Genomic DNA, 21,798 nt, shown 5'->3' with positions numbered 1-21,798 from the left:
CTCTCACGTTCGCTGGATCGTGCAGGATGGAGTGCCCGCACTCTCCACGGAGGTACCCCATGGCCCAGCGGCCGCCCCGGCTCAGCACGCGATCGCTGCTGATCATCGCCGCTTTCGGCGCGCTCGGAGCGCTGCTGCTGATCCTCGTCGCCCCGCTCACCGCGACGCTGGCGGCCCTGTTCCCGCCGGCGTACGCCGTCGCCGCCGGAATGCACAGCGTCCTGCCGTTCCTGGCCAGGAGACTCGTCGGCTTCGCCTGGACCACCACCATCGCGTTCTCACTGGTGGGCATCCTGACGATCGGTTTCACACCGCTCGGGGTGCTCATCCTGGTCCCGCTCGTGATCACGGGGCTCGGCTTCGACGTGACTCTGATGCTGCTCGGAAGGCGCGGGCCGCTCCGGCCATGGCACCACGTGGTCGCCGCGGTGGTGACGGCGGTGCTGCTCTTCCTGGTGTCGCTCCCGGTCATGTCACCGCGGGATCTGGCCGCGCCGATCCTCATTCTGACCTTCGCGGGTCGGCTCATCGGGCAACTGGCCGCCGCGGGCATCGCGTGGCTCATCGGCGGCCGGGTCCTCAGGGCGGGGATCCTGCGGCCTCACTCCCTCTCGACCAGCAGGTGACGCTCCAGCGCGACCGCGATCGCCTGGTCGCGGGTTGAGACGTCGAGCTTGCGGTAGACGCTCCTCAGCTGCGACTTGACCGTGTTGACCGACACGTTCAGCTCTGCCGCGATCGCCGTGTGGGACGCGTGCACCAAAAGGGTGGCCAGGACGGCCGTCTCGCGCCGGGTGAGCACGATGCCGGGGCCTGCATCCGGCAGCACCGAACGCACTCGTTCCAGCGGGACGGTCTGCGCGTAGCCGAGGGCGTCGAGCGCCCTGACCACCCGCGCGAGGTCGTGCGGGGGCAGCAGCGCCAGCGGGAGGAGCAGCCCACCGCTGCTCGCCAGCAGCGCGCCCAGGTGGTCCACCACCGGGGCGGCCCGCTTCTCGCTGGAGAAGCGGAGCAGCGCGGCCGCCTCCAGCGCGGACGCCTCGGCGCTCTCACGGGGCGAGAGCACGACCGCCGAGAGGGGCCGGAGTTTCTGGAGGGCGGCGCCGTGCCGGCCGAGCACCAGCTCCACGCGGGCGGTCCCGATCCGCTCCGCGCTGTCGGTCACCGGTTCGCGATCGAGGACCGCGGCGGCCGCGTCCGGGTGGCCGAGCGCCAGCTGCAGCACCGCGCGCAGGGGCGCCAGAGCCCCGCGCGCAGCATCGGTGCGGGCCTCGGCCCCCTGCTCCCGGACGCACTGGTCGAGGAACGCCAGCGCACGGCCGGGGGAGCCGTCGAGCAGTTCGCCGGTACTGGCGGCGAGGACGTAGGGGATCCAGTGCCCGGCGCTCGGAACGTGCGCAGCGGCGCGGGCCAGCCGCTCCGTCGCGGTCACCGCGTCGAGCCGGTACAGGGAGATGATCGCCTCCGCCGTCCGCAGCATCGCCGCATCGGCAGGCGGGAGCCGGTCGCCGGTGACGGCCCCGGCCTCCTCGACCTCCTCCTCGGCACGACGCAGGTCGCCCTCGCGTGCGTGCAGGCCGGCCAGCATCGCCCGATTGGCCGACGCGGACGGCAGCGTCGGGTCGGGCGCCCACGCCAGCCCTTTCCGGAAGGCGTGGAGCGCCTCCTCCGGTGAGCCCGCGTCGAGCAGGGCCGAGCCGAACTGCGCGTACAGGCCGCTCACCGTGTCGGCGTGGTCGGGTTCGTCACCGGTGAGCGCATCCAGCTCGGCGATCCCGGTGCGGGCCGTCATACGTGCTCGCTCCGCCCGCCCCTCCCGCCGGTGCGTGTCGAGCTGGTTCGCCCGCACGATGGCGCGGTCGACCACGTGGGCCACGCCGAGTGTTGGTCCTTCCGGCCGACCGTGGATGTGGTCGGCCGTGTCATTCGCTCGTTCCACGAGCTGTCCTCCGAGAATTCGGACGCGTGACGACGCGGGAAGGGCGGAACGGTGCAGCAGCATCCACCACCGTGGAGGCGCGCGTTCCGGCCCCGAATCGCGTGCCCACGCGTCGGCTCCGCGCCCGAAGCGGGCGTCCATCGAGCCGGCGCAGCACCGTATCGGGCCGCTACCGGAAGGGGAGGCGAGTCGCCTCCGGCCGGAGGAGGGGTGTCAGCCGGGGCTGACGTCGTGTTCGCCCGGTGGTGCCGTGGGCGGACGGTTCGACGACGATGGGGAGGATGCTTCGCCGGGTACGGCGGGAGGGAGCCAGGAGCCGTTCAATTCGGCTGCGGGGCCGGAGGAGGACGCGCCGGATCCCGTGGACGCGCCACCCGTGGAGGTCGCGTCGGCGGGCGAATGCGGGTCGACCGGGGGTTCGACGGCTACGGGCGCACCGCCGGTTCCCGAGGGGGAGGCCGCGCCGGCGGAGGCGAGCGGGGCCGCGACCGGGGACGTGTGGCCTGCGCGGGTCGAGGGCGCCGGCTCTGCTGCTGACGTCGTCGCAGTGGATGCGGCCACGGTCGTCGCAGCGGCTGCCGGCTCGGGAACGGAGGTGCCGGGTGCGGCCGGCGTGGCCGCCGTGCCGCCTGCGTTGCTGCCGGCTCCGCCGGTGCCGCTTCCGTCGCTGCCGCCCGTTGCCGGGGGCGGCGTCGATCCGTCGCCGGGTGGCGGTGGGGGTGTCGCTGGGCCCGTCGAACCGCCCGTGGGACCGGTCACGACGCTGACGACGCCGCCGACGACCCCGTCCACGACATGGTCGACCGTGCCCACCACGGGTGTGGTGATCGAGCCGGTCGGGGTGGAGCCGAGAACCGAATCCACCACGCCGCCCACGACAGGGACGGAGGTGACGATCGAGTCGACGCCGGAAGTGACCGGCGTCAGAATCGAGCCGAGCAGGCCGCCGTGCCCCGACTGCTCATCGGCGGACGCCGCCGGCGACTGCGCCATGAAGCCGAGGACGGTCAGAACGCCCGCACCTGCAAGACCGAGGAGTGCCAGTCGGAGGACGGAGCGGGAGGGACGGGCCACGGCGGCAGGTTCGGGCGAAAGCGAATCGCGCACCGTTCCCCCCTTCCGAAACCCTGTGAGCCAGACTATAGCGGAGCGCGTCGACGTACGGGGGCGTGCGCGGCGGGTGGGGGATAGGATCGCGGCAGCCGTTCGCCGCCTTTTCGAGAGGACCCGCATGACCGACAGCCCCGTTCCCGCGTTCGAACTGCTCGCCGCAGGGCTGCTGGAGGACCCGGACCTCGACGTCACCGTCACGGCCACCGGCCTGCACGTGCACGGCCGCCTCTTCGCGTACCTCGACGGCGCCGAGCTGGCACTGGACCTGCCGAAGGAGCGCGCCGACGACCTGGTCGGGCGCGAGGTCGCCTCCCCGGTGCCGGCCGGCCGCAGCGAGGCGAAGGGCGCCTGGGTCCGCATCGCAGACCCCGAGGATTGGCCGGAGCTCGCCTCCGAGGCCCACCAGTTCGTCGGCGAGCCTGCCGTCGGCCGGGACTCCTGACTTCATGAGCACCGTCCCGTCCCCGTCGGCCGGCTGGTACCCCGACCCGAGCGGCTCCGGCGCGCTCCGCTGGTGGGACGGCGTGCGCTGGACCGAGCACGTCGCTCCTGGACCGTCGCAGCAGGCCGCCTTCAACAGCGCTGCCTACGCGCCGGCCCGCCGTCGCCCGCTCCCCGCCGAGACACCCCTCTATACCGTGTGGATCTGGCTGGTAGCCATCCTGCCGCTGGTCAGCACCCTCCTGGTGTTCCTCCTCCACCCGCAGCCCGCGTTCCGGCTGGATGAGACCGGCCGCAACGTGGTGATCGGCGACCCGCTGGCCCTCCTCGGCGGCCCGATGTACTTCGTCGTGGTCGGGATCGGCTGGCTGCTGACCGCTGCCGGCATCGTCTTCTCGTGGCTCGACTACCGGGAGCTCGTGCACCGGGGCGTGGAGAGGCCCTTCCACTGGGCGTGGTCGTTCCTCGGCATCGTCTACCCGATCGGACGCAGCGTCGTCATCCGCGGTGTCGCGGGAGGTCGTGGTCTCGCCCCGATGTGGGTGTCGATCGGCGTCTACGTCGCCGCTCTTGCCGTCTCCATGATCTGGTCGATCCTGCTGGTCAGCCAGATCCTGGGCTCCATCGCGACCAACGTGCCCGCCGGAGCCTGAGCGGCCGCTGTCCGAACGGCTCCCCTCCGTCCGTTATGATGGCTGTCGTGCGTCCGCTCGCGGCCGCGCTGGAGACGTCGCATAGTCAGGCCTAGTGCACCACCCTGCTAAGGTGGAGTCCCCGTAAGGGGACCGAGGGTTCAAATCCCTCCGTCTCCGCAGATAAATGTGCTGGTCAGAGGCTATTTCCGTTCGCCCAAATCGGTGCAAAACCCCAAAAATCCCCACGGTTGACCAGAGACCCGCGCTGTCGCTGGTATCTAGGGATAGTCCAGCCCCCACAACTGGAGGGCGCCGTCGTGATCGAAAGCGTATCGACGAGATTGAGCCGCTAGGTAACGTGCAAGGCGTTGCCCCGATGGCTGAAGACCTTCCTTGGGTGGAACGCGACTTGGGCGTCGGAGTCCTGTCGCGCCTCGACGACGAGAACGACTCAGCGACGCCGCCACAAGTCGGCCTACTGGCCGGGCCCGACCCACTGATACGCAGTGCCGGGTCCACGCCCCGACCCGATCACGACCGCATCTCCACGGGCGACGACAGCGTTCAACGCCCTCAACGCGCGCGCATCCTTCCAGTTGAACTCAGTGACCACATCTCGTGTGCGTAGCGGACGTCCCGCGGTACGGAGCAGCTCCGCCACTTGATCGGCGGCGTCTTCGGGGCGCATTCTCGTGATCGGGGCTCCGGTCGGGCGGCCCGGCGCGGACACGGCCGGTTCGCGATCGTCAGCAATCTCATAGATCCTGCCCTTGTTGATCCCGACAGCGCGAGCGAGGCCGCGGTTGACCAGGTCGGTCAGAAGCTTCCGAGCGTCACGGGAGTCCAGGGTCATTTCTTCACGCAGCGTCGCGTTGGTGTACTTCATCCCTCCGCGCATCTTCGCAAGCACCACGCGCTGCTTGTCACTGAGTCCCTGCGCTCCGGGGAGCGTTGCCAGCCATTCGATGTCATTGGCGTGCATCAGCGCATGGTTTGGCACCCGAGCGGTGAAACGGATCGTCTCGTTGTAGAACTTCGGTGGCTCCATCCCCGCCTCGGCCAGTGCGGTCAGAATCGTCGGGATGCCACTAGCGAGGAGCTCGACCACACGCTCATCGTTCAGCGTGCGGACATTCTGCAGGATCGACGCTAGCCGCTCATTTCGCGGAGACGACACTTTCGCGAGCCCCAGCGATGCAATGTCCAGATCCCAAAGACCGCCAGGATTCGTGACGATCAGCTTGTCGCGCTCAAGCCTCAGAACGATGGACTGCCCCAACGTGTGCGGCGCCAGGTCGCGGTGAATCAAAGCGTTCGAGAGAAGCTCGCGCACCGCAACTGTGGGGTACTCCGGCACATCCCGGCCGTGACCGTCTTCACCGAACGCCACCCGGGTTCTGGTGTTCCGGATCACCCACTCCAGCGCTTCATCCAGCATGGCGGGGACCGGGCCGCTGATCTCCCGGACGTCGGTCGCGCGGGTTCCGGCGTTCGATGAGGGGTCGGCGGCAACACTCGCCTTAATGACGAGCCGCGGGAAGAACTGCTGAGGATAGACACCCATCGCGAGGATGCCCGCCACCGTTGGCGTGCCACTACGAGCCAGGACGCTCGTGCGCTCCAAAAGGTCACGATCGTCGGTGAACCGGGCCAACTGCGGGTTGCGGCGACACAGTTGGAGGTAGCGACGGACATACGAATCGTCGAGGTCCTCGTACGTTGCCTCCGGCACCGGTTCGCTGTCGAATCGCGGCCGCCCACGATTGGTGATGAAGGTTTGCTCCTCCACCGCGGACATCGGGTAGTCGCCGTCGTAGACACGGACGTAGGCTTTCCCGTCCGACGTCCGGGACGGTCTGAGACTGGCATCGAGTTTCCGCACCTCTACAAGGACGAGCTTCTTTTTCTCGAATTCGACGTCGGAGACGTCAACGTGTGGCGGCGGTGACATTGTCCTTGTTGCGTTGGCCACCGACTGTTGCATGGCGGCTGCGTCCGCGATTCCGGTCGTTTTGAAACCCGTGTTCTCATCGAGTCCGAGAATGATGAGTCCACCGTCGGTGTTCGCGAACGCGGAGATGGTGCTGGCAATGTTGGAAGGAAGCCCGCCGGCGGCACGTTTTGCTTCTACGCTTGAATGATCGGAACCGTCGCTGCGGAGACGGCGAACGATTGCAGCTACGTCATCAAGGCGCATTCTCGGATTGTAGCGATCGCTAGACGATCACCAAGAACATGGTTTATCTCCCCAAATAGTGCAATAAGGACGTTGTTGGAGATCTCGAGGAGATACCGTCGCTATTTATGCATTTCGTGCGATGCGTAATGGCACGCAGAAAATGATGACGGATACCGTCGCGGACAACAATAGAAACAGTTCATTTGCCGCAGCGTTTATCACCGGGATTGAGGTGCGACGTTGAGTCAGCCATAACAACACCGGTGCTACTAGCAGTCGCTCGCCGGTTTCGAACAGGCGATCACGGCTAGCGTCACCAATGACACAGCATCAAGCGCTGCGACCGTAGAGATGGATCGCATGTGGGCTCGGCAAGACGGTCATCGTCGGTGCGATCGAAGTCAACTGATATCGTGCATCGCCATTCAGAGTCTGAACGACGACTGTAGCCGCGGTCGATGAACTGTGCCGTGTTGTTAAGGTCGTTGCTGATCATTCCGATCTGTTACTGGACAGGTCGACGTCGACTGTGTGCAGCAAGAGTCAGCGGCTGGGATGGTGATCGGCGACGCACCCGTGCAACGACGTCTGACCATCGGCGTACGTATGGAACAAGAACGGCATCGGCGTGAACTACAACCCGGTCGACGTCCACGAGGAATGGACAAGGAAGCGATTGCCCGGATGGCTCCTCATGCTCGTTACCGCGGCGCTCCGCGACCGGCTTCCTGATCCAATTCACGAAGAGGATTGGCCAGGGCGCGGCTTGGCTGAGAAGACTCACAACTCGGTACGGTGAGCACGTGCAAGCGACTTCCGATGATGCCGAAACACCGCTGAACGACGCGCCCATTAGCAGCTCGAAGCAGGACCGTCTCGATCGGACGCTAGCCGCAGAAGATCTGGCGCGGACTATCCGCAACATAGATGCAAGCGACGGCGTCGTTGCCGCTGTAGTCGGCGCGTGGGGACACGGCAAGAGCTCGTTCATCAACCTGATGCGGGAAAGCTTCGCCACAACGCCCGCCATCCCCGTTATCGACTTCAACCCGTGGATGTTCTCCGGCACCCAGCAACTCGTCGACGTGTTCTTCTCCGAGCTCTCCGCGGAGATGAAACTGAAAGACCCGAAGTTCGAGCAGATCACCAGGCTCCTCGACAATTACGCTGACTTCCTCAGCCCGCTCGGTGCGATCCCGTTCGCAGGCCCTTGGTGGGACCGGAGCCGGAAGGCACTTAGCGCGTTCCGCGCGTGGCAGAAGAACCGGGCCGGAGGAGTCCGCTCCATCCGTGACCAGATCCGCACCGCGCTCACAGACCTTCCCGGTCCGATCGTCGTCGTCGTTGATGACATCGACCGACTGACCACGCAAGAGATCAGAGACATCTTCCGTCTCGTGCGCCTTACCGCGAGCTTTCCGAACATCATTTACCTCCTCTCCTTCGACCGGGACCGTGTCGAGCAAGCGCTCCGCGAGGACAACCTTCCCGGGAGGCAATACCTGGAGAAGATCGTCCAGGTGAGTTTCGACCTGCCGGCGATCACTGAGCCACACCTGCGCGAAGCAACCGTAAGCGCGCTCGACCGGGTACTCGCCGGGGTGAACGGGCTCGTGGATCAAACCCGATGGCCGGACGTGTACTGGGAGATCATGCACCCTCTCGTCGGAAACATGCGCGACGTAAACAGGCTTGCACTCTCCTGCGGCGTCACCATTCACGCCTTGGGAGGCCAAGTGGACCTGGTCGACCTTCTGGCGCTGGAAGCCGTCAGGGTGTTCCGCCCGGAGCTCTTTCAGCGTCTGACAGGTTTGCGAAGCCAACTGACTGCCATAGGCTCAACCCGCGATGATCCCAATTCAAAGGAGCAGGTCGAGGCTCTTCTGGCCAAATTGCCCGATGATGCGGACCTCATCAAGTCGATGATTCGACGGATCTTCCCCGCGGCCAAACGCTACATTGACAACTTCGTCTACGGGGAGACCCAACGAACGGAGTGGCGGCGGGCACACCGGATCGCTCACATCGACTTCCTCGAGCTCTACCTTGACCGGGTAGCACCCACCGGACTCGCTGCGTTTCGCGCCGCCGAGATCGCCTTCACGCACCTAACCGACGCGGCCGCACTCGACACCTACCTGCGGTCATTGGACCCGAGCACTCTCGAGGACACGATCATGGGGATCGCTGACTATGAGCCGGCGTTCGTGGAAGAGATGGTCGTCCCGACGTCCGTCATACTCCTCAACCTGATACCCAGTATCCCCGATCGGGTCCGGGGCATGTTCGACTGGTTGACACCCGAGCTCGCAGTCAGGCGAGTCGTCATCCAGATGCTGGGCAAAATCGACGAGCAACCGAATCGCGAACAGTTCGTCGAGCAGATCATCGCCCGGGTTCCAAGCCTTTCCGGGCGTCTCGCCTTGCTCGAGTTCACCGCTGGCAGCCGTGAACTTGTATCTCCCGAGTTCACTCGCGACGCGGAGACGGCGCTTTTCGAGGAGGTGGCGCGGACGACGACCTGGGATGTCGAGAACGAGTGGCAGCTTGTTCGACTCTTCTTCCTTCTTCACGAGCGGACATCAGACACGCCTCTCTCCGATAATCGCGATCCCGAGCTCACCGGAACGATTCTCATCCAGGCATCATCGGAGGCGCGATCCCAGTACGACAACTCACGCGTGGTCACCCGGAAACCACGCCTTGCCTGGGACCTGCTCGTAGGAATCTACGGAAGTGAAGCCAACCTCGCCGAAGCAGTCGACGCGATCCGAGGCGCCGACAAATGGGGCGACGTTGTCGAACTCCACGACAAGTACGCCAGTGGGTGGCGAGACGACACCGACCACGTGGACTAACAGATCGAGAGATCGCTACGGAAGGAGCTTGCATTGCTCGTCGAAGTGCCCACGGCAGCGGCCCAATCAGTCCCGTGGTGGGGGAGCGCTGTGCTCGGCGGCGCCTTCGTTCTTGCCGGAGCCCTCGCTGCAGGCGCGGCAACCTACCTGAACGCGTGGATGTCCCAAACCCGAATGAACAGACGAGACGACCGCCTCCGGTGGTTACAGAACATGAAGGAGATCGGCGCAGACCTCGTCGCCGCCTGCCACGATATCGACGAGGCTGCGCTCCTCCTGCATAAGGCGCATGTGCCGGGCGCCGGACCAATCGATTCGTTCCGACGTTCGGAGCTGTGGGATCAGATGGTCGCCGCTCAGAGCGTGTTAGTTCGAGCGTCGTCCCAGTTGTCCTTGATTGCTCCGGAAGACATTGCAGGCACCGCTCACGACGTACTCTCCGGGGCGAATGAGCTGGGCAGGCACTGCGAAGGTCCAGCGTTTGACTTCGAAGCGGCCCAGACGGAATTCTCCGAAGCGTCGGCGGATTTCATCATGCTGGTACGTGAACACCTCGGCGTTGAGCCTCTCTCGCGAGCGTGAGGAGCCAAGTAGAGGTCCGGTGCGGAAGGGCTCAGTTCGCTCGACGCGTACTCGGCGCAGCCACAAGCACCGCGCAATCGGGCATCGCGCCGCTGTCGCCACCGCACCAGCACGTCACGTGCCCGCCTTGGATGTAGCGTCGCGACGCGTGCGTTGTAGCTACGAGGCGTGGGCGACGAGTGTGCGCCCTACGTCGTGGCGGCCAACAGGCGAGCACCGATGCTCACGCCATATCCGAGCTGCTTTCGCCAAGGCTCTTGGATGTCGCGTCCGTGGATCGGATCGTTGCGCACCTGCCGGAGCTCCTTGATTAGGTCGATGTCGGACGCAATCTCGACGGCGCCTTCGCGCGTAGTTCCGAGGGTGTCCAATGCATGCCCGCATCTAGGGGCGGTGGTCGTGAATCTGCTTGCGTGGTTCGCGACCCGACGGGTAGCGACGACGAACGGCACTGAAGCGCGGAGACCGAGCCCCCAGAAAAACCCCACAACCGTGGTCAGTGAGCGCTGCCCGATGTCATCGATCGAACGCCAAAATCCGCGGATTTCGGGGCACTGGGAGACGCCTTAAGGGGCGAAGTCAGGGTTCAAATCCCTCCGTCTCCGCAGATAGCCCCCGGAATCCCCGTGATTTCGGGGGTTTTCGGGTCACGGAAGACGGGCTTGTCCCAGTTTGCGGCCGTGACGGCGGCCCGGAGGCGCATCGCGACGTCGTCGAGGTCGTCATCGAAAAGGTCGGCGGAGAGATCGAGAGTCATCGCGGCCGACGCGTGGCCGAGCATCCGCTGGACCCGCTTTGACGTGGGCCCCCGAGCTGGTGGCCAGAGAAGCAGCCGTGTGCGGAGGTCGTGGAGGGTCGTCGGTTCGAGTTCCGCCTCTATCAGCGTGGTCTTGAACCAACTGCGAGAGCCGGTGCTGACTCGCGTCCGCCGAAGGTGCTCCCGATACGCGTCGCTGAACACCAGATCATCGCGGCCTTTGTAGGCGACCTGTTCGGCCACCAGATCCGAGAGGAACGGCGTATAGGGCACATCGCGCTTTGTGCGACTTTGGGTTCGATCTCGATGACGCCAGCTACTTCGACAGCGTTGACCGCCGCCGTGATTCGTCGCCGACGCAAGTCGCCATCGCGCGTTCGCAGTCCGATGGCGTCACCCCAGCGCAATCCGGTGTAGGCGAGCTGGAAGGCGAGCAACGCATGGTGGCCAGACGCTGCCGCGAGTCGATGCACTTGTGCGTGAGTGAGATAGACGTGTGGGGGTGCTCAGGGTGATTCGGGGGTGAAATCGGCCGATTCTGGTAGCTTTCACAGATAAGTTCGCAAGGCGGCCGCCGAGACGGACGGCCAACGGAGACCTCTCATAGCCGACAAGAACCAGGGAGTTTGCCTCGATCAGGCTCGGAGCCGCCGGAATTCAGGAGAGTGTGAACGTGAGACGACGCGGACTTCCAGCTGTGGCAGGGGCCGTCGCCACGGCCATTATCGGAGGAGCACTCGCGATGCTCCCGGCGGTGGCGGCCTCGGCGGCCATCTCACCGTCCGCCGGCACGAGCAACTTCTATTGGCCCTCTGGAGGCTCGATCTTCGAGCGGAGCCCCTCCGGAACGATCTCGAGCGTCCCGGTCACGCCCTCCATCTCCGCTCTCGCGCTCGACCCGACAACGGGAGACCTCTACGGCGTCCCCTCGTCCGGCGTCACTCTGTATCGGATCGCCGCCGATGGCACAACAACCAACCTCGGTAACCCGGCCGGCTACACCAGCGGGGTTTTCAGCGGGCTGGCTTTCGATGCCCAGGGCCACCTCTGAGGAGTCTCGGCGGCGGGCTCGGGAACGCAGGTCCTGTCCGAGGTCGACGTCACGACGAACACAGTGATCAAAGCGCTGAACCTTTCCACCGGCGTCGCCGGGGATCTTGCCTGGGTCGACGGTCAGCTGTACGGGGGATTGAGTAGGATCCAGCGCATCGACACCACCACCGGCACCGTTGTGTCATCCAACCCCGTCACCGGGCTCTTCGCTCCTGCGTACTGGTCGAGCCAGGGTCACCTGTACACCTGGGTCTCAGGAACGATCCGCGAGGTCATCGGCCGAGACTGCCACCCCGACCCTCGTCACCGTTGCAACCGGCATCACCGCGCCCGGCGACGGCGCAGCCGACCCCACCGCGCCGAACCCGTTCCTCAACGCTGCCGACGACGACTTCACCAGCGCGCCCCTCCCCGCCAGCGGCGGCACCACGGCCACGGTGTTCGGCAACGACACGAACAACGGAGCGGCCTTCGCCGCAGGAGACGTCACGCCAACCATCACGGACGACGGCGGACTGACCGGCGCAACGATCGCCGCCGACGGCACGATCACCATCCCGGCCGGCGCGAGCGCCGGAGCACACACCCTGACTTACCAGCTCTGCCGCACCGCGTCCGGCCAGACGGCGATCTGCGACACCGCGACCGCGCAGCTCCGCATCCGCGATCTCATCGCCGCGAACAACGATGACTTCACCGCAGTACCGGTTCCCGCAGCCGGCGGCCCCGCAGGGAATGTCTTCAGCAACGATGTCCTCAACGGCGCACCGATCGACCCGTCGGCTGTGACGACCACCATCACGGACGACGGCGGACTCGCCGGCGTCAGCCTCGCCGCGGACGGCACCCTCACCGTCCCTGCGAATGTTGCAGCCGGTGACCACCAGCTCACGTACCAGGTATGCGAGAACAGCGACCCGACCAACTGCTCCACGGCCGCGGTCACCTTCACCGTACGTGCGGCGAGCGTGACCCCTCCGCCGACAGGACCGACACCGGGCGGTTCCCAGGCGCCCACTGTGTCGCCCAGTGTCGCTCCTGTCTCCTCCCGCCTTCTTGCCGACACCGGCAGCAACGCGGACTGGGGTCTTGCGGCCGGTGCCGCCCTCGCTCTGCTGGCACTCGGGGGTGGAGCGCTGCACCTCGCTCGCCGTCGAAAGGCCGCCTGACCCTGCCCTGTTCCAGCGCCTCCTGAAAGGTGGCGGATGAGCTGTCTGGACCGATGAACGGCTGGGCCGCTACGGTGACTTCCGTGCTCGAATTCCAGCACCGCCCCTCCGCCTCGCCCTGGATCGAGAGGGTTTGGCGCAGCCGTAGCAGCGGTACGACCACGATGACCTCGGTAGCCCGCGCCCAGTGGGATCTGGTGGCGTGGGAGGAGTTGGACAGCGTGCACGTGGGCGTGCAGGGCCCGGAGTCGCGCGCGTCGAAAGCTCCCGTGCCCGCGGACACCGAGTTCGTGGGCGTGCGGTTCGCCGTTGGAACGTTCCTGACCGCGGTCCCTGTCCCTTCCGTTGTCGATGGATTCGTCGACCTGCCGCTCAGGGGACGGATCTTCCAGCTGGAGGGGAGGAGCCTCCGGCCACCGGGATTCGACGATGCCGAGGACCTCGTCGACTTCCTGGTTCGCGAAGGTCTCCTCCTCGATGCGGCGACCAGCGCCTCCGCGGGGATGAGCGAGAGGACCCGTCAAAGGAGGTTCCGGGCTGCGACCGGCCTGTCGCAGCGGACGGTCCGTCAGATCGAGCGGGCGCACGATGCGGCCACGCGAATCCAGGACGGCGAAGCGCTCGTGGACGTCGCCCACGAGACCGGGTATTTCGACCAGCCGCATCTGTCTCGCTCCCTGCGTCACTTCATCGGGTGGTCGGCGACTCAGCTCGCCGGTGCTCCCCGGGGGCCCCAGGAAACGGAGTCGCCGTTGTCGTTGCTGTACAAGACCCCCGGCCCCGATGGCCGGTAGCGTCCGATCCACGGTCGAAAACCGGCCGAAGAGGAGGAGGCATTGTGAGCGAGAACCGCGACTCGGGCGAAGCCGGCCAGGAGCGCCCGGTGGTGATCTACGAGTTGCTCTCCCTGGACGGGTTCGGCGACGAACCGGGGGAAGGTCCGTGGCTTCGGGACACGGGCGATCGTCTCGAGGAATTCCTGGCTGACACGATCACCCCTCAGGACACCGTGCTGCTCGGGCGGCGGACCTATGAGAAGTGGGCCCCGTACTGGCCGACGGCGCAGGTCCAGCCGTTCGCCGAGTTCATCAATGGCACGCCGAAGTTCGTGTTCTCGTCGGCGCCGTTTTCCCTCGAGTGGGCCGGGTCAACACTTGTCGCGGAGGATGCCGCAGCGTTCGTGCGCGAACTGAAAGGGCGGCCAGGCGGCGCCATCGGCATCCACGGAAGCCTCGCGCTCGCCCGGTCGCTTCTCGCAGCGCACCTGGTCGATGAACTGCGCCTGGTGATCGCTCCGAGCCTGGCCGGTCACGGCACGCGCCTCTTCGGAGACGACGGCGACCTCCAGCGTTTCGACCTCGTCACCAGCGAGCGATCTGGCGGGTGCCTGCTCCTGCACTACCGCCGACCCTCCGACGGGTGAGGCGCTGCGAGAATGGGACCACCATGACTGACACCCTCCGCGCATCCACGATCCGCATCCGTCCAGCGGAGACCACCGAGTACGCCGCCATCGGGGAGTTGACGCACGCCGCCTACACGCACGACTACGACGACCTGCCCGCGCACTATCGCGAGGAGCTCAAGCATCCGGAGACGCTGCTGGACTCCTTCGATGTGTTCGTCGCGGAGGATGCCGCGAACGGCGAGCTCATCGGCACCGTCGCGCTGCTGCGGCCGGGGCACGATTTCGGCGGCCATATCCGGCCGGGCGAGCTGTACTTTCGGTTGCTCGCCACGCATCCATCGGCCAGGGGGCGGGGCGTTGGCGCCGCTCTGACCCGCTTCGCGATGGAGGAGGCCGCACGCCGGGGGGACCGCGCGGTGGTCCTGAATAGCGGCCCGGACATGCTGGGCGCGCACGCGCTCTACCGCAAGCTCGGGTTCAGCCGCCGATCCGAGCGAGAAGAGACGATCGTGCTGCCCGACGGAAGGCTGCTCGAGCTGCAGACGTACGTCCTCGACCTCGCGGCCTAGCATGCACCGCCTCATCGTCGAAACCGACCTCTTCAGCGACGTGGACGACGTCGGCGCGCTGGCGGTCGCGCACGCTCTCGCGGATGACGGGCGCTGCGAGCTCCTCGCCGTCGGCGTCAACACTCCGAGCGTCCATGGTGTCCGGGCCGTTCGGGCGATCAACGCGTTCTTCGGACGGCCCGGAATCGCTGTCGGGCGGTTTCGCGAGCACGACGACTCCGTCTTCGAGCACGACTACGCCACGTTCCTCACGGAGAACTACCCGGTCCCGCCCGCCGAGGGCGATGAGCTTGCCGTCGCGCTGCATCGTCGTGTGCTCGCGGAGGCCGAGCAGTCATCCATCACGGTCGTCTCCCTGGGCTTTTTCGGCAACCTGCTCGACCTGCTCGACTCGGGCCCGGACGAGATCTCCGACCTCGATGGCACGGAGCTGGTCGCGCGGGCGGTCTCGCGCATGGTCGTCATGGGCGGCCGCTACCCCGAGGGACGCGAGTTCAACATCGCGCAGGATCCGGTCGCTGCCGGGCGCGTCCTGTCCGAGTGGCCGACGCCGATCGACTTCATCGGTTGGGAGGCCGGCTTCGAGGTGATCACCGGGAGGGAGATCTCCCGTGACGATGAATGCAACCTCGTCGGCGCCGCGTACCGGACGTTCTCCGGGGAAGGCGCCGGCCGCGAGAGCTGGGACCCGATCGCGATGCACTACGCGATCGTCGGGGGCGACGGGCCCTACACCGCGTCTCCGACCGGTCGCGTGGTCGTCGAGAGCGACGGAACCACCCGCTTCGTGGCTGACGCCGACGGCCCGCACCGCTACGTGTCACTCGCCGCGACGCCGACAGCGGTCGCCCAAGCCCTCGACGCCCTCCTCGAACGCGCTACCCGGCTGCGTCTCCACGGCGGCTGAGCGACGGAACGCAGCAGGCCAAGACGAGAGCCGGCGCCAGGGCGCTCGCCACCAAGGCGACGGACGGCCCAGCGACGTCGGCAGTTGCCCCGTAGAGGAGCGCGCCCAGTGCCGTTCCGAGCTGAACCGCCGTGTCCATCCAGCCGTTCGCCTCGGTGCGCATGGAAGCGTCGGCATGCGCATCCGCCGAGACGTAGCCGGCGATCAGACCGGGCGCCAGGAACGCCCCCGCCAGGGCGAACCCGAGGAGCGAGGCGGCGAGGCCGCCCACCAGACCGGTCGTCACGACGACTACGAGGAGGACGGCCGTGGCGAACAGCAGTTGTCGTTCGATGCTGGCGCGCAGCCGCAGGGCTCCGAACACGAGCCCGCTGATCCCGCTGACGCCCGCGAAGAGCGCGAGCAGCACCCCGGCGAGGGTCGTGCTGCGTTCGACCGCCCCGATCGCCGGGGCGGCGATGTCCATCACGCCCAGCACCATCCCGGGTGCCGTCATGGCGATCATCACCGGGATGAAACCGGGGGAGCGCAGAGGGGACCGTCCCCGCTCCCGACGACCGGACGGATCGAGGGGCCGCGTCCCGGACCGCACCCGCGACAGCGGACCCGTCACGAATACGACCGTGGCGACCGCCACACCCGCAGCGGCGGTCAGCAGCGATACCAGAGGACCGGCGGCGGCCGCGACGAGGGCGGCGACGAGCGGGCCGATGGCGTACGTGACCTCGCCGGCGACCGCGTCCAGGCTCAGGCCGCGCCGGCGGACGTCGCCGGCCGGGAGGGCCGCCGACCAGAGCGCACGCATGCTCGCCGCGAAGGGTGGAGTGGAGGCACCGGCGACGACGGCGAGGACCAGGAGCAGTGGCAGCGCGGACTCGGCGGCGAGGGCGAGCCCGGTCAGCGCGAGCCCCGTCAGCGCGCACGCGTGGACGAGTCCGAGGACAGTCAGCACCCGCGGCTGGCCTCGCCGGTCGATCAACCGCGCACGCCACGGCGTGGCGACGACGTTGGCGATACCGACGGTGGCGGTGACGGCCCCGGCGACGGCGAACGACCCGGACGACCTCTCGAGGAGCAGGACCAGCGCGAGAGCGGACATCGCGAGTGCGAGCCGGCCGAGCGAGCTCGGCAGGAAGGAGCGGGCGACGTGCCGGGTCGTGAGGACGGCGCGGTAGGACGAGCGCGGCACTACGAGTTCTCGGCCCACTCGCGCGGGTGCTCACGAGCGATCCGTCTCAGCCGCTTGATGCCCTCACCGAAGTCGGCGCGACCGAGGCCGAACCGGAGGTGGCCGCCTCCGTGCCCGAAGACAGCGCCCGGAGCAAGGAGGATGCCGTGATCGTCGATGAGCCACGCGGCCAACCGGTGAGAGTCTCCATCCTCCAACCAGGGGTACGCGCAGGTCCCTGACCCGTCCGGAACCATGCGCCAGCCGGGCTGCTCGGCCACGAACTCATCCAGCACTTTCCGATTGCCGGACACGAGGTCGCGGGACCGCTGCAGGAGGGCGGGGGCGGCCTGCAGTGCGGCGATGGCGAGGATCTCGCTCGGGGCACTCGTGGCGAGCGTGGTCCAGTACCGGTAGTCGAGGAGCCGCGAGGCGACGCGCGTGTCCTGGCAGGCGATCCAGCCGATGCGAGTGCCCGCCATCCCGAAGACCTTCGAGACGCCGGACAGAGTGATGGCGCGCGGGCTGAGACCGGCCGCAGCGGGCAGCGTCGTTCGCGGATCGCTCTCTATGCCGCTGTAGATTTCATCGCTGAGGAGCCAGACGTCGTTCTCCTCGGCGAGGTCGACCAGGCGTGCGAAGGTCTCGGCGTCAGGCAGCGAGCCGGTCGGGTTGTGGGGGAAATTGGCGACGATCATCCGGGTGTTCGGGCGAATGGAGCGGGCGATCCGTTCCACATCCAGGGCCCAGTCCTCGTCCCGGGAGAGAAGGACCTCCGTGACCTCGACCCCGATCGCCTGCGGGATGCCGCGGAGCAGCTGGTAGAGCGGGCCCACGGTGACCACGTGATCGCCGCTGTCCAGCAACGCGTTGAAGACGACGAAGGCGGCCTCCGTCGCTCCCGCGAAGATCTGCACCCCGCCGGCCGAGGCGATACCGGAACGGTCGGCGATCAGTTCGCGCAGCAGCGGATGCCCGGGGCCTTCGGTGTACCCGAGCGACAGAGATTCGTACATCTCGCGGGTCTCCACCGGCGCTACGTCCCAGAGGAAGGGCAACGAGATGCCCTCCACGTCGGAACTCGTGAGATTGTGCCGACTGGTGAACTCGTGCTCGGCGAAGAGTCGCTCGATCTGGAACTCGGGAAGCCTCATGTCCGTCCATCCCCCTTCGTGAGCCTCGGATTCGTGAGGCTGCAGCCGCGAAGGCCATTACAGACGGACTGGACGTTGTGGCCAAGGGCCAGTTCGTAGGACAGTGGTCGGTATGGAAGACCGGGCTGCTCGACTGTCGGGGATGCTCGGGCCCTGGAGGCGCGGGCGCGGGCGGCTTCACCTCCGGCTCGCCGACGCCATCACGCGTCTGATCGAGCTCGGGGCTCTGCCCGGAGGGTCGACCCTCCCCAGTGAACGTTCGCTTGCTGCGGTCTTGGACATCTCCCGGACGACGGTGACGGCTGCGTACGACGAACTTCGCGGCCACGGCTGGATCACCACCCGCCGCGGGGCCCTGCCGCGGGTCGGGCTGTCCCGGCCGGATCTCAACGGACCGCTGCTGGAGGAGCGGGTCGAGGACGTCTTCCGACAGCAGAGCCACGACGTCATCGATCTCGAGACCTCGAGTCCCCTCGCCGCCCCGGCCGTCGAGGAGATGTTCCGGCGGCCGCTCGGGGGCGGGGCCGCCACGGCCGACCTGACGGGAGGTGGTGGGTACGCCGTCGACGGGCTCCCCGCCCTCCGTGATGCGATCGTGCGTCGCCTGCGAGCGGACGGCATCCCTGCGCAGCCCGCGGAGATCGTGATCACGAACGGCGCGCAGCAGGCCATCTCGCTCATCGCATCCGCTCTGGTGTCGCCGCGGCGGCCGTCGGCCATCGAGGAGCTGTCCTACCCCGGGGCGATCAGTGTGCTCCTGCGGCAGTCACGGGCCGGTCTGGTGGCGCTCCCGGCGGACGATTCGGGCCTCCGCGTGGAGGAGGCGGTCGACGTCATCCGTTCGGTGAAGCCGAGAATCGCGTACGTGTCGACCTATCACAACCCCACCGGTGCCGCCCTGTCCGCGGAGGGAGCGTCGGCGCTCATCGAAGCGGCGCTGGAGGCGGGCACCACTCTCGTCGAAGACCGGACGCTCGCCGATCTCCGTCTCTCCGGTGGTACCGCTCCCGCACTGGCTTCTCTCGCTCCACCGGGCAGTGTCGTGACCATCGGGAGCATGTCGAAGCTCTATTGGGCCGGAATGCGGGTCGGGTGGATCCACGGAAGGGCCGCCCTGGTTCAGCACCTCCGCGAGCAGCGGGCGGCACACGACCTCGGCGGTTCACCGCCGATGCAGGCGATCGCTGCCGCTCTGCTCGTCCGTCACCACGAGGACACGGTCGCGTGGCGGCGTCGGCAGATCCGGATCAGTCTGGAGAGTGCGCGAACCGCCATCGAGGAATCGGGACTGCCGTGGGTCTTCCGTGAACCGAGGGGTGGTCTGTCGTTGTGGGTCCGCACGCCCGCGCACGCCGACCTTCTGGCCCGCCTCGGTCGCCACGTGGGTGTGGCGGTTCTGCCGGGAACGAGCTGCAGCGTGACCACGACCCGCGCCCGGCACGCGATCAGGATCTCGCTCGCGGCGGATCCCGACCGCATCGCCGACGGCATCCGCCGCATCGCCCGCCTGCGTGAGGCGCACAACCCGGCGACGTGACTCCACTCAAAAGCTGCTGGACCGATGAACAGGAGGGCCGCTACGGTGACTTTCCGTGCTCGAATTCCAGCACCGCCCCTCCGCCTCGCCCTGGATCGAGACGGGTGAGCCCCTCCGTAGGGCCTTTCTCAGGGCGTGGGATACTTGGGCCACAAGCAGACGGGGACGGAGAGGGACCACCATGACCGACGCCCTCCAGTTCAGTCGCCGATCCGAGCGTGAAGAGTCGATCGTGCTGCCCGACGGCCGAGTCCTCGAACTGCAGACCTACATCCTCGACCTCGCCGCCTGAGGGATCGCCGCGCACCTCGACCGGGCCCGGGTGCACACCGGCCACCCTCACCGGGCGAGGTGCGCGGCGATCCCGACCGAGACGAAGTCGGCGTACTGCTCCAGGTCCCAGCCGCTGCGGACGACGAGGAGGTCGTAGAGCTGCGGCGAGCTGTACGCCAGCAGGATGTCGGTGGCCGCATCGACGCCGAGTCCCGGGGGCAGGTGGCCGGCGCCGTCGAGGCGCGCGGCATTGTCCGCCATGCGGGATCGGCGATCGTCTTCCAGCTCTGCGGCGAGCGATGCGAGTTCCGGATCGTGGCCGGCCGCGCCATCGAGCAGAAGCAGGATGGGGGCCACCCGCGGAGCGACCTCGGCGGTCAGGCGCCCCCAACCGCGGACCAGGGCGGCCAGGTCCGCGGCGTCCAGCGTATCCGAACGGGCTTCGGCTGCGACAGGGCCGATCCCTTCCAGAGCCCGGCGGACGACCGCGCGCACCAGGGCCGGCTTGCCGGGGAACCGCTTGTAGACCGATTCGACCGAGACGCCGCACGCGTACGCAACTTTCGGGACCGTCAAGGCGGCGTAACCGTCGGAGAGCAGCATCCGGCGTGCCGTCTCGATCAGCTCCTGCCTGACCTTCTCGGCTCGGGCTCTACGAGCCGTCGCGTCATAACTCCTCTTGACGGTCGCCACCCGACGCTCCATACTCGAACTAATAGATACAGAGAAGTGTAATGAAATAGAGGACCTCATGTCCACTTCGACACATCCCTTCCTCGTCCGGCTTCAGCAGGCGACCGACGATCACGACCTCGACGCACTCGTCGCCTGCTTCGCACCGGGATACCGCAACGAGACCCCCGCGCATCCCGGCCGGTCTTTCGGGGGGACAGAGCAGGTCCGGGCTAACTGGCAGCAGATCTTCGCCTTCGTCCCCGATATCACCTCCCGCGTGACCGGGCACGCTGTCGACGGGTCGGAGGTGTGGTCGGAGTGGGAGCTGAGCGGCACGCGCATCGATGGCACTCCGCACCTCATGCGTGGCGTGATCGTGTTCGGGTTGGAGGGCGATCGTGCAGCGTGGGCGCGGTTCTACCTCGAACCCGTCGAGCACGACGGCGTCGACGTCGGAGGCGCTGTCCGCGCGCAGGTGCACGCGGACGACGGCCCGCGATGATCGCCGTGGCGGGAGGAAGCGGCCTGCTCGGCCGCCTGCTCGTCCGCGACCTCCTGGCCGTGGGGCAGGAGGTGCGCGTGATCGTGCGCGACACAGCGCGGGCGGACGAGGCCTCCGGCGGCACCGTGGAGGTGGCCGCCGCCGACGTGAGAGACCGCGACGAGATCCGCGGCGCAGTGGCAGGAGCCGACGTGGTCGTGTCGGCGGTGCACGGGTTCCTCGGTGGGCGAGGCGCGGGGCCTGCCGAGGTGGATGGACGTGGAAACGTCAACCTGATCGACGCAGCGGTCGAGGCCGGCGCTGGAGTGGTGCTGCTGTCCGTATGCGGAGCGTCGCCGACGCACCCGGTCGATCTGTTTCGGGCGAAGTACGCCGCCGAGCAGTACCTCCGCCGGGCGGGCGTGCCGTGGGCGGTCGTGCGCGCACCCGCGTACCGCGAGACCTGGCTCGGTGTCCTCGCGGCGACCGCAGGAAGCGGAGGGCGCCCGCTGATTTTCGGAGTCGGCGACCGGCCGATCCCGTTCGTGTCCGCCGCCGATGTCGCGACGGTGGTCGCCCGCGCCATCGACGACCTGTCGGTGCGCGGGCGGGTGCTCGAGCTGGCCGGCGAAGCGGTCACAATGACGGAACTCGCCCAGGCGCTCCAGGCGGAACGCGGGTGGCACGGCCGCCTACGGCACGTCCCCAGGCCGATGCTGCGCGTCCTGTCCGTGGTCGCACGGCCGGTGAGTCCGGCATTCGCCCGCCAGAACCGTGCAGCCCTCGCCATGGACACGGGTGTCCCAGCCGTCCGGGCGTTCGCGGATTCATCGACTCCATGAGTCAATGCCAGACGTTTCTCCTGTTGGAAAGTTGGCCCGCACCGCGCCTACCATCGCA

At 67.6% G+C, this 21,798-nt stretch carries 21 protein-coding genes, 1 tRNA gene and 1 pseudogene; 16 read left to right on the top strand and 7 right to left on the bottom strand.

Annotated features, from left to right (window positions below):
* Positions 1 to 59 precede the first annotated feature (59 nt).
* Positions 60 to 626: a hypothetical protein gene (locus SB754_RS15200; RefSeq protein WP_410783147.1), complete on the top strand. Its 567-nt coding sequence runs from the start codon at positions 60 to 62 to the stop codon at positions 624 to 626.
* Here the strand turns inward: SB754_RS15200 and SB754_RS15195 are convergent.
* Positions 602 to 1,939, bottom strand: coding sequence for a response regulator transcription factor (locus tag SB754_RS15195; RefSeq protein ID WP_410783146.1), 1,338 nt, complete (start codon positions 1,937 to 1,939; stop codon positions 602 to 604). The two genes, SB754_RS15200 and SB754_RS15195, sit on opposite strands and share 25 nt — an antisense overlap.
* 213 nt (positions 1,940 to 2,152) lie before the next feature.
* The gene (locus tag SB754_RS15190; protein WP_410783145.1) at positions 2,153 to 3,046 is read right to left on the bottom strand and encodes a hypothetical protein; all 894 of its coding nucleotides are present in this window, start codon (positions 3,044 to 3,046) and stop codon (positions 2,153 to 2,155) included.
* Positions 3,047 to 3,170: 124 nt separating this feature from the next.
* On the opposite strand from SB754_RS15190, the gene SB754_RS15185 reads away from it, so the two are divergent.
* The 3 genes from SB754_RS15185 (at position 3,171) to SB754_RS15175 (ending at position 4,305) form a co-directional block, all read left to right on the top strand.
* Positions 3,171 to 3,494 (top strand): hypothetical protein, encoded by a 324-nt coding sequence (locus SB754_RS15185; RefSeq protein WP_410783144.1) that lies wholly within the window; start codon positions 3,171 to 3,173, stop codon positions 3,492 to 3,494.
* Between the two features lie 4 nt (positions 3,495 to 3,498).
* The gene (locus tag SB754_RS15180; protein WP_410783143.1) at positions 3,499 to 4,146 is read left to right on the top strand and encodes a DUF2510 domain-containing protein; all 648 of its coding nucleotides are present in this window, start codon (positions 3,499 to 3,501) and stop codon (positions 4,144 to 4,146) included.
* A 70-nt stretch (positions 4,147 to 4,216) separates the two neighbouring features.
* Positions 4,217 to 4,305, top strand: a tRNA-Ser gene (locus SB754_RS15175).
* A gap of 298 nt (positions 4,306 to 4,603) precedes the next feature.
* On the opposite strand, the gene SB754_RS15170 is transcribed toward SB754_RS15175, so the two are convergent.
* Positions 4,604 to 6,325, bottom strand: a complete 1,722-nt coding sequence (locus SB754_RS15170; protein ID WP_410783142.1) for an RNA-binding domain-containing protein — start codon at positions 6,323 to 6,325, stop codon at positions 4,604 to 4,606.
* Positions 6,326 to 7,110: 785 nt separating this feature from the next.
* Between SB754_RS15170 and SB754_RS15165 the strand changes: the two genes are divergently transcribed.
* Entirely contained in the window at positions 7,111 to 9,165 is a 2,055-nt protein-coding gene (locus tag SB754_RS15165) for a P-loop NTPase fold protein (protein ID WP_410783141.1), read from the top strand.
* Positions 9,166 to 9,198: 33 nt separating this feature from the next.
* Complete coding sequence (locus SB754_RS15160) at positions 9,199 to 9,747, top strand: hypothetical protein (protein ID WP_410783140.1); 549 nt, start codon at positions 9,199 to 9,201, stop codon at positions 9,745 to 9,747.
* A 586-nt stretch (positions 9,748 to 10,333) separates the two neighbouring features.
* On the opposite strand, the gene SB754_RS15155 is transcribed toward SB754_RS15160, so the two are convergent.
* A complete protein-coding gene (locus tag SB754_RS15155; protein WP_410783139.1) occupies positions 10,334 to 10,777 on the bottom strand; it encodes a hypothetical protein in 444 nt (147 codons plus the stop codon).
* Between the two features lie 469 nt (positions 10,778 to 11,246).
* Between SB754_RS15155 and SB754_RS15150 the strand changes: the two genes are divergently transcribed.
* The 7 genes and pseudogenes from SB754_RS15150 to SB754_RS15120 all read left to right on the top strand — a co-directional run bounded on the left by SB754_RS15150 (position 11,247) and on the right by SB754_RS15120 (position 15,610).
* The gene (locus SB754_RS15150; RefSeq protein ID WP_410783138.1) at positions 11,247 to 11,555 is read left to right on the top strand and encodes a hypothetical protein; all 309 of its coding nucleotides are present in this window, start codon (positions 11,247 to 11,249) and stop codon (positions 11,553 to 11,555) included.
* Positions 11,556 to 11,618: 63 nt separating this feature from the next.
* A pseudogene (locus SB754_RS15145) lies at positions 11,619 to 11,687 on the top strand (hypothetical protein); the annotation flags it as partial.
* Between the two features lie 46 nt (positions 11,688 to 11,733).
* On the top strand, positions 11,734 to 12,726 hold the full coding sequence (locus SB754_RS15140) for an LPXTG cell wall anchor domain-containing protein (RefSeq protein WP_410783336.1): 993 nt from the start codon (positions 11,734 to 11,736) through the stop codon (positions 12,724 to 12,726).
* Between the two features lie 164 nt (positions 12,727 to 12,890).
* Positions 12,891 to 13,520, top strand: coding sequence for a helix-turn-helix domain-containing protein (locus SB754_RS15135; protein ID WP_410783137.1), 630 nt, complete (start codon positions 12,891 to 12,893; stop codon positions 13,518 to 13,520).
* 44 nt (positions 13,521 to 13,564) lie between these two features.
* A complete protein-coding gene (locus SB754_RS15130; protein ID WP_410783136.1) occupies positions 13,565 to 14,149 on the top strand; it encodes a dihydrofolate reductase family protein in 585 nt (194 codons plus the stop codon).
* Positions 14,150 to 14,172: 23 nt separating this feature from the next.
* Positions 14,173 to 14,703: a GNAT family N-acetyltransferase gene (locus tag SB754_RS15125; protein WP_410783135.1), complete on the top strand. Its 531-nt coding sequence runs from the start codon at positions 14,173 to 14,175 to the stop codon at positions 14,701 to 14,703.
* 1 nt (position 14,704) lies between these two features.
* On the top strand, positions 14,705 to 15,610 hold the full coding sequence (locus SB754_RS15120) for a nucleoside hydrolase (RefSeq protein ID WP_410783134.1): 906 nt from the start codon (positions 14,705 to 14,707) through the stop codon (positions 15,608 to 15,610).
* Here SB754_RS15120 and SB754_RS15115 read toward each other — a convergent pair.
* A complete protein-coding gene (locus SB754_RS15115) occupies positions 15,582 to 16,799 on the bottom strand; it encodes an MFS transporter (RefSeq protein ID WP_410783133.1) in 1,218 nt (405 codons plus the stop codon). The genes SB754_RS15120 and SB754_RS15115 overlap by 29 nt on opposite strands.
* Positions 16,799 to 17,932 carry a pyridoxal phosphate-dependent aminotransferase gene (locus SB754_RS15110; protein WP_410783132.1) on the bottom strand — a complete coding sequence of 378 codons (1,134 nt, stop codon included), beginning with the start codon at positions 17,930 to 17,932 and terminating at the stop codon, positions 16,799 to 16,801. Before SB754_RS15110 ends, SB754_RS15115 begins: the two co-directional genes overlap by 1 nt.
* Before the next feature lie 112 nt (positions 17,933 to 18,044).
* On the opposite strand from SB754_RS15110, the gene SB754_RS15105 reads away from it, so the two are divergent.
* On the top strand, positions 18,045 to 19,469 hold the full coding sequence (locus tag SB754_RS15105; RefSeq protein WP_410783131.1) for a PLP-dependent aminotransferase family protein: 1,425 nt from the start codon (positions 18,045 to 18,047) through the stop codon (positions 19,467 to 19,469).
* Positions 19,470 to 19,808: 339 nt separating this feature from the next.
* On the opposite strand, the gene SB754_RS15100 is transcribed toward SB754_RS15105, so the two are convergent.
* Positions 19,809 to 20,435, bottom strand: coding sequence for a TetR/AcrR family transcriptional regulator (locus SB754_RS15100; protein WP_410783130.1), 627 nt, complete (start codon positions 20,433 to 20,435; stop codon positions 19,809 to 19,811).
* A gap of 58 nt (positions 20,436 to 20,493) precedes the next feature.
* Here SB754_RS15100 and SB754_RS15095 point away from each other — a divergent pair, with 58 nt between their 5' ends.
* Both SB754_RS15095 and SB754_RS15090 read left to right on the top strand, forming a co-directional pair.
* On the top strand, positions 20,494 to 20,919 hold the full coding sequence (locus SB754_RS15095; protein WP_410783129.1) for a nuclear transport factor 2 family protein: 426 nt from the start codon (positions 20,494 to 20,496) through the stop codon (positions 20,917 to 20,919).
* Complete coding sequence (locus tag SB754_RS15090) at positions 20,916 to 21,740, top strand: SDR family oxidoreductase (RefSeq protein ID WP_410783128.1); 825 nt, start codon at positions 20,916 to 20,918, stop codon at positions 21,738 to 21,740. The genes SB754_RS15095 and SB754_RS15090 overlap by 4 nt, the downstream gene beginning before the upstream one ends.
* The last annotated feature ends 58 nt before the right edge of the window (positions 21,741 to 21,798 follow it).

Source organism: Leifsonia sp. SIMBA_070 (genome assembly GCF_046534635.1).
GTDB lineage: Bacteria > Actinomycetota > Actinomycetes > Actinomycetales > Microbacteriaceae > Leifsonia.
This window is presented reverse-complemented; position numbering and strand designations above follow the sequence as displayed.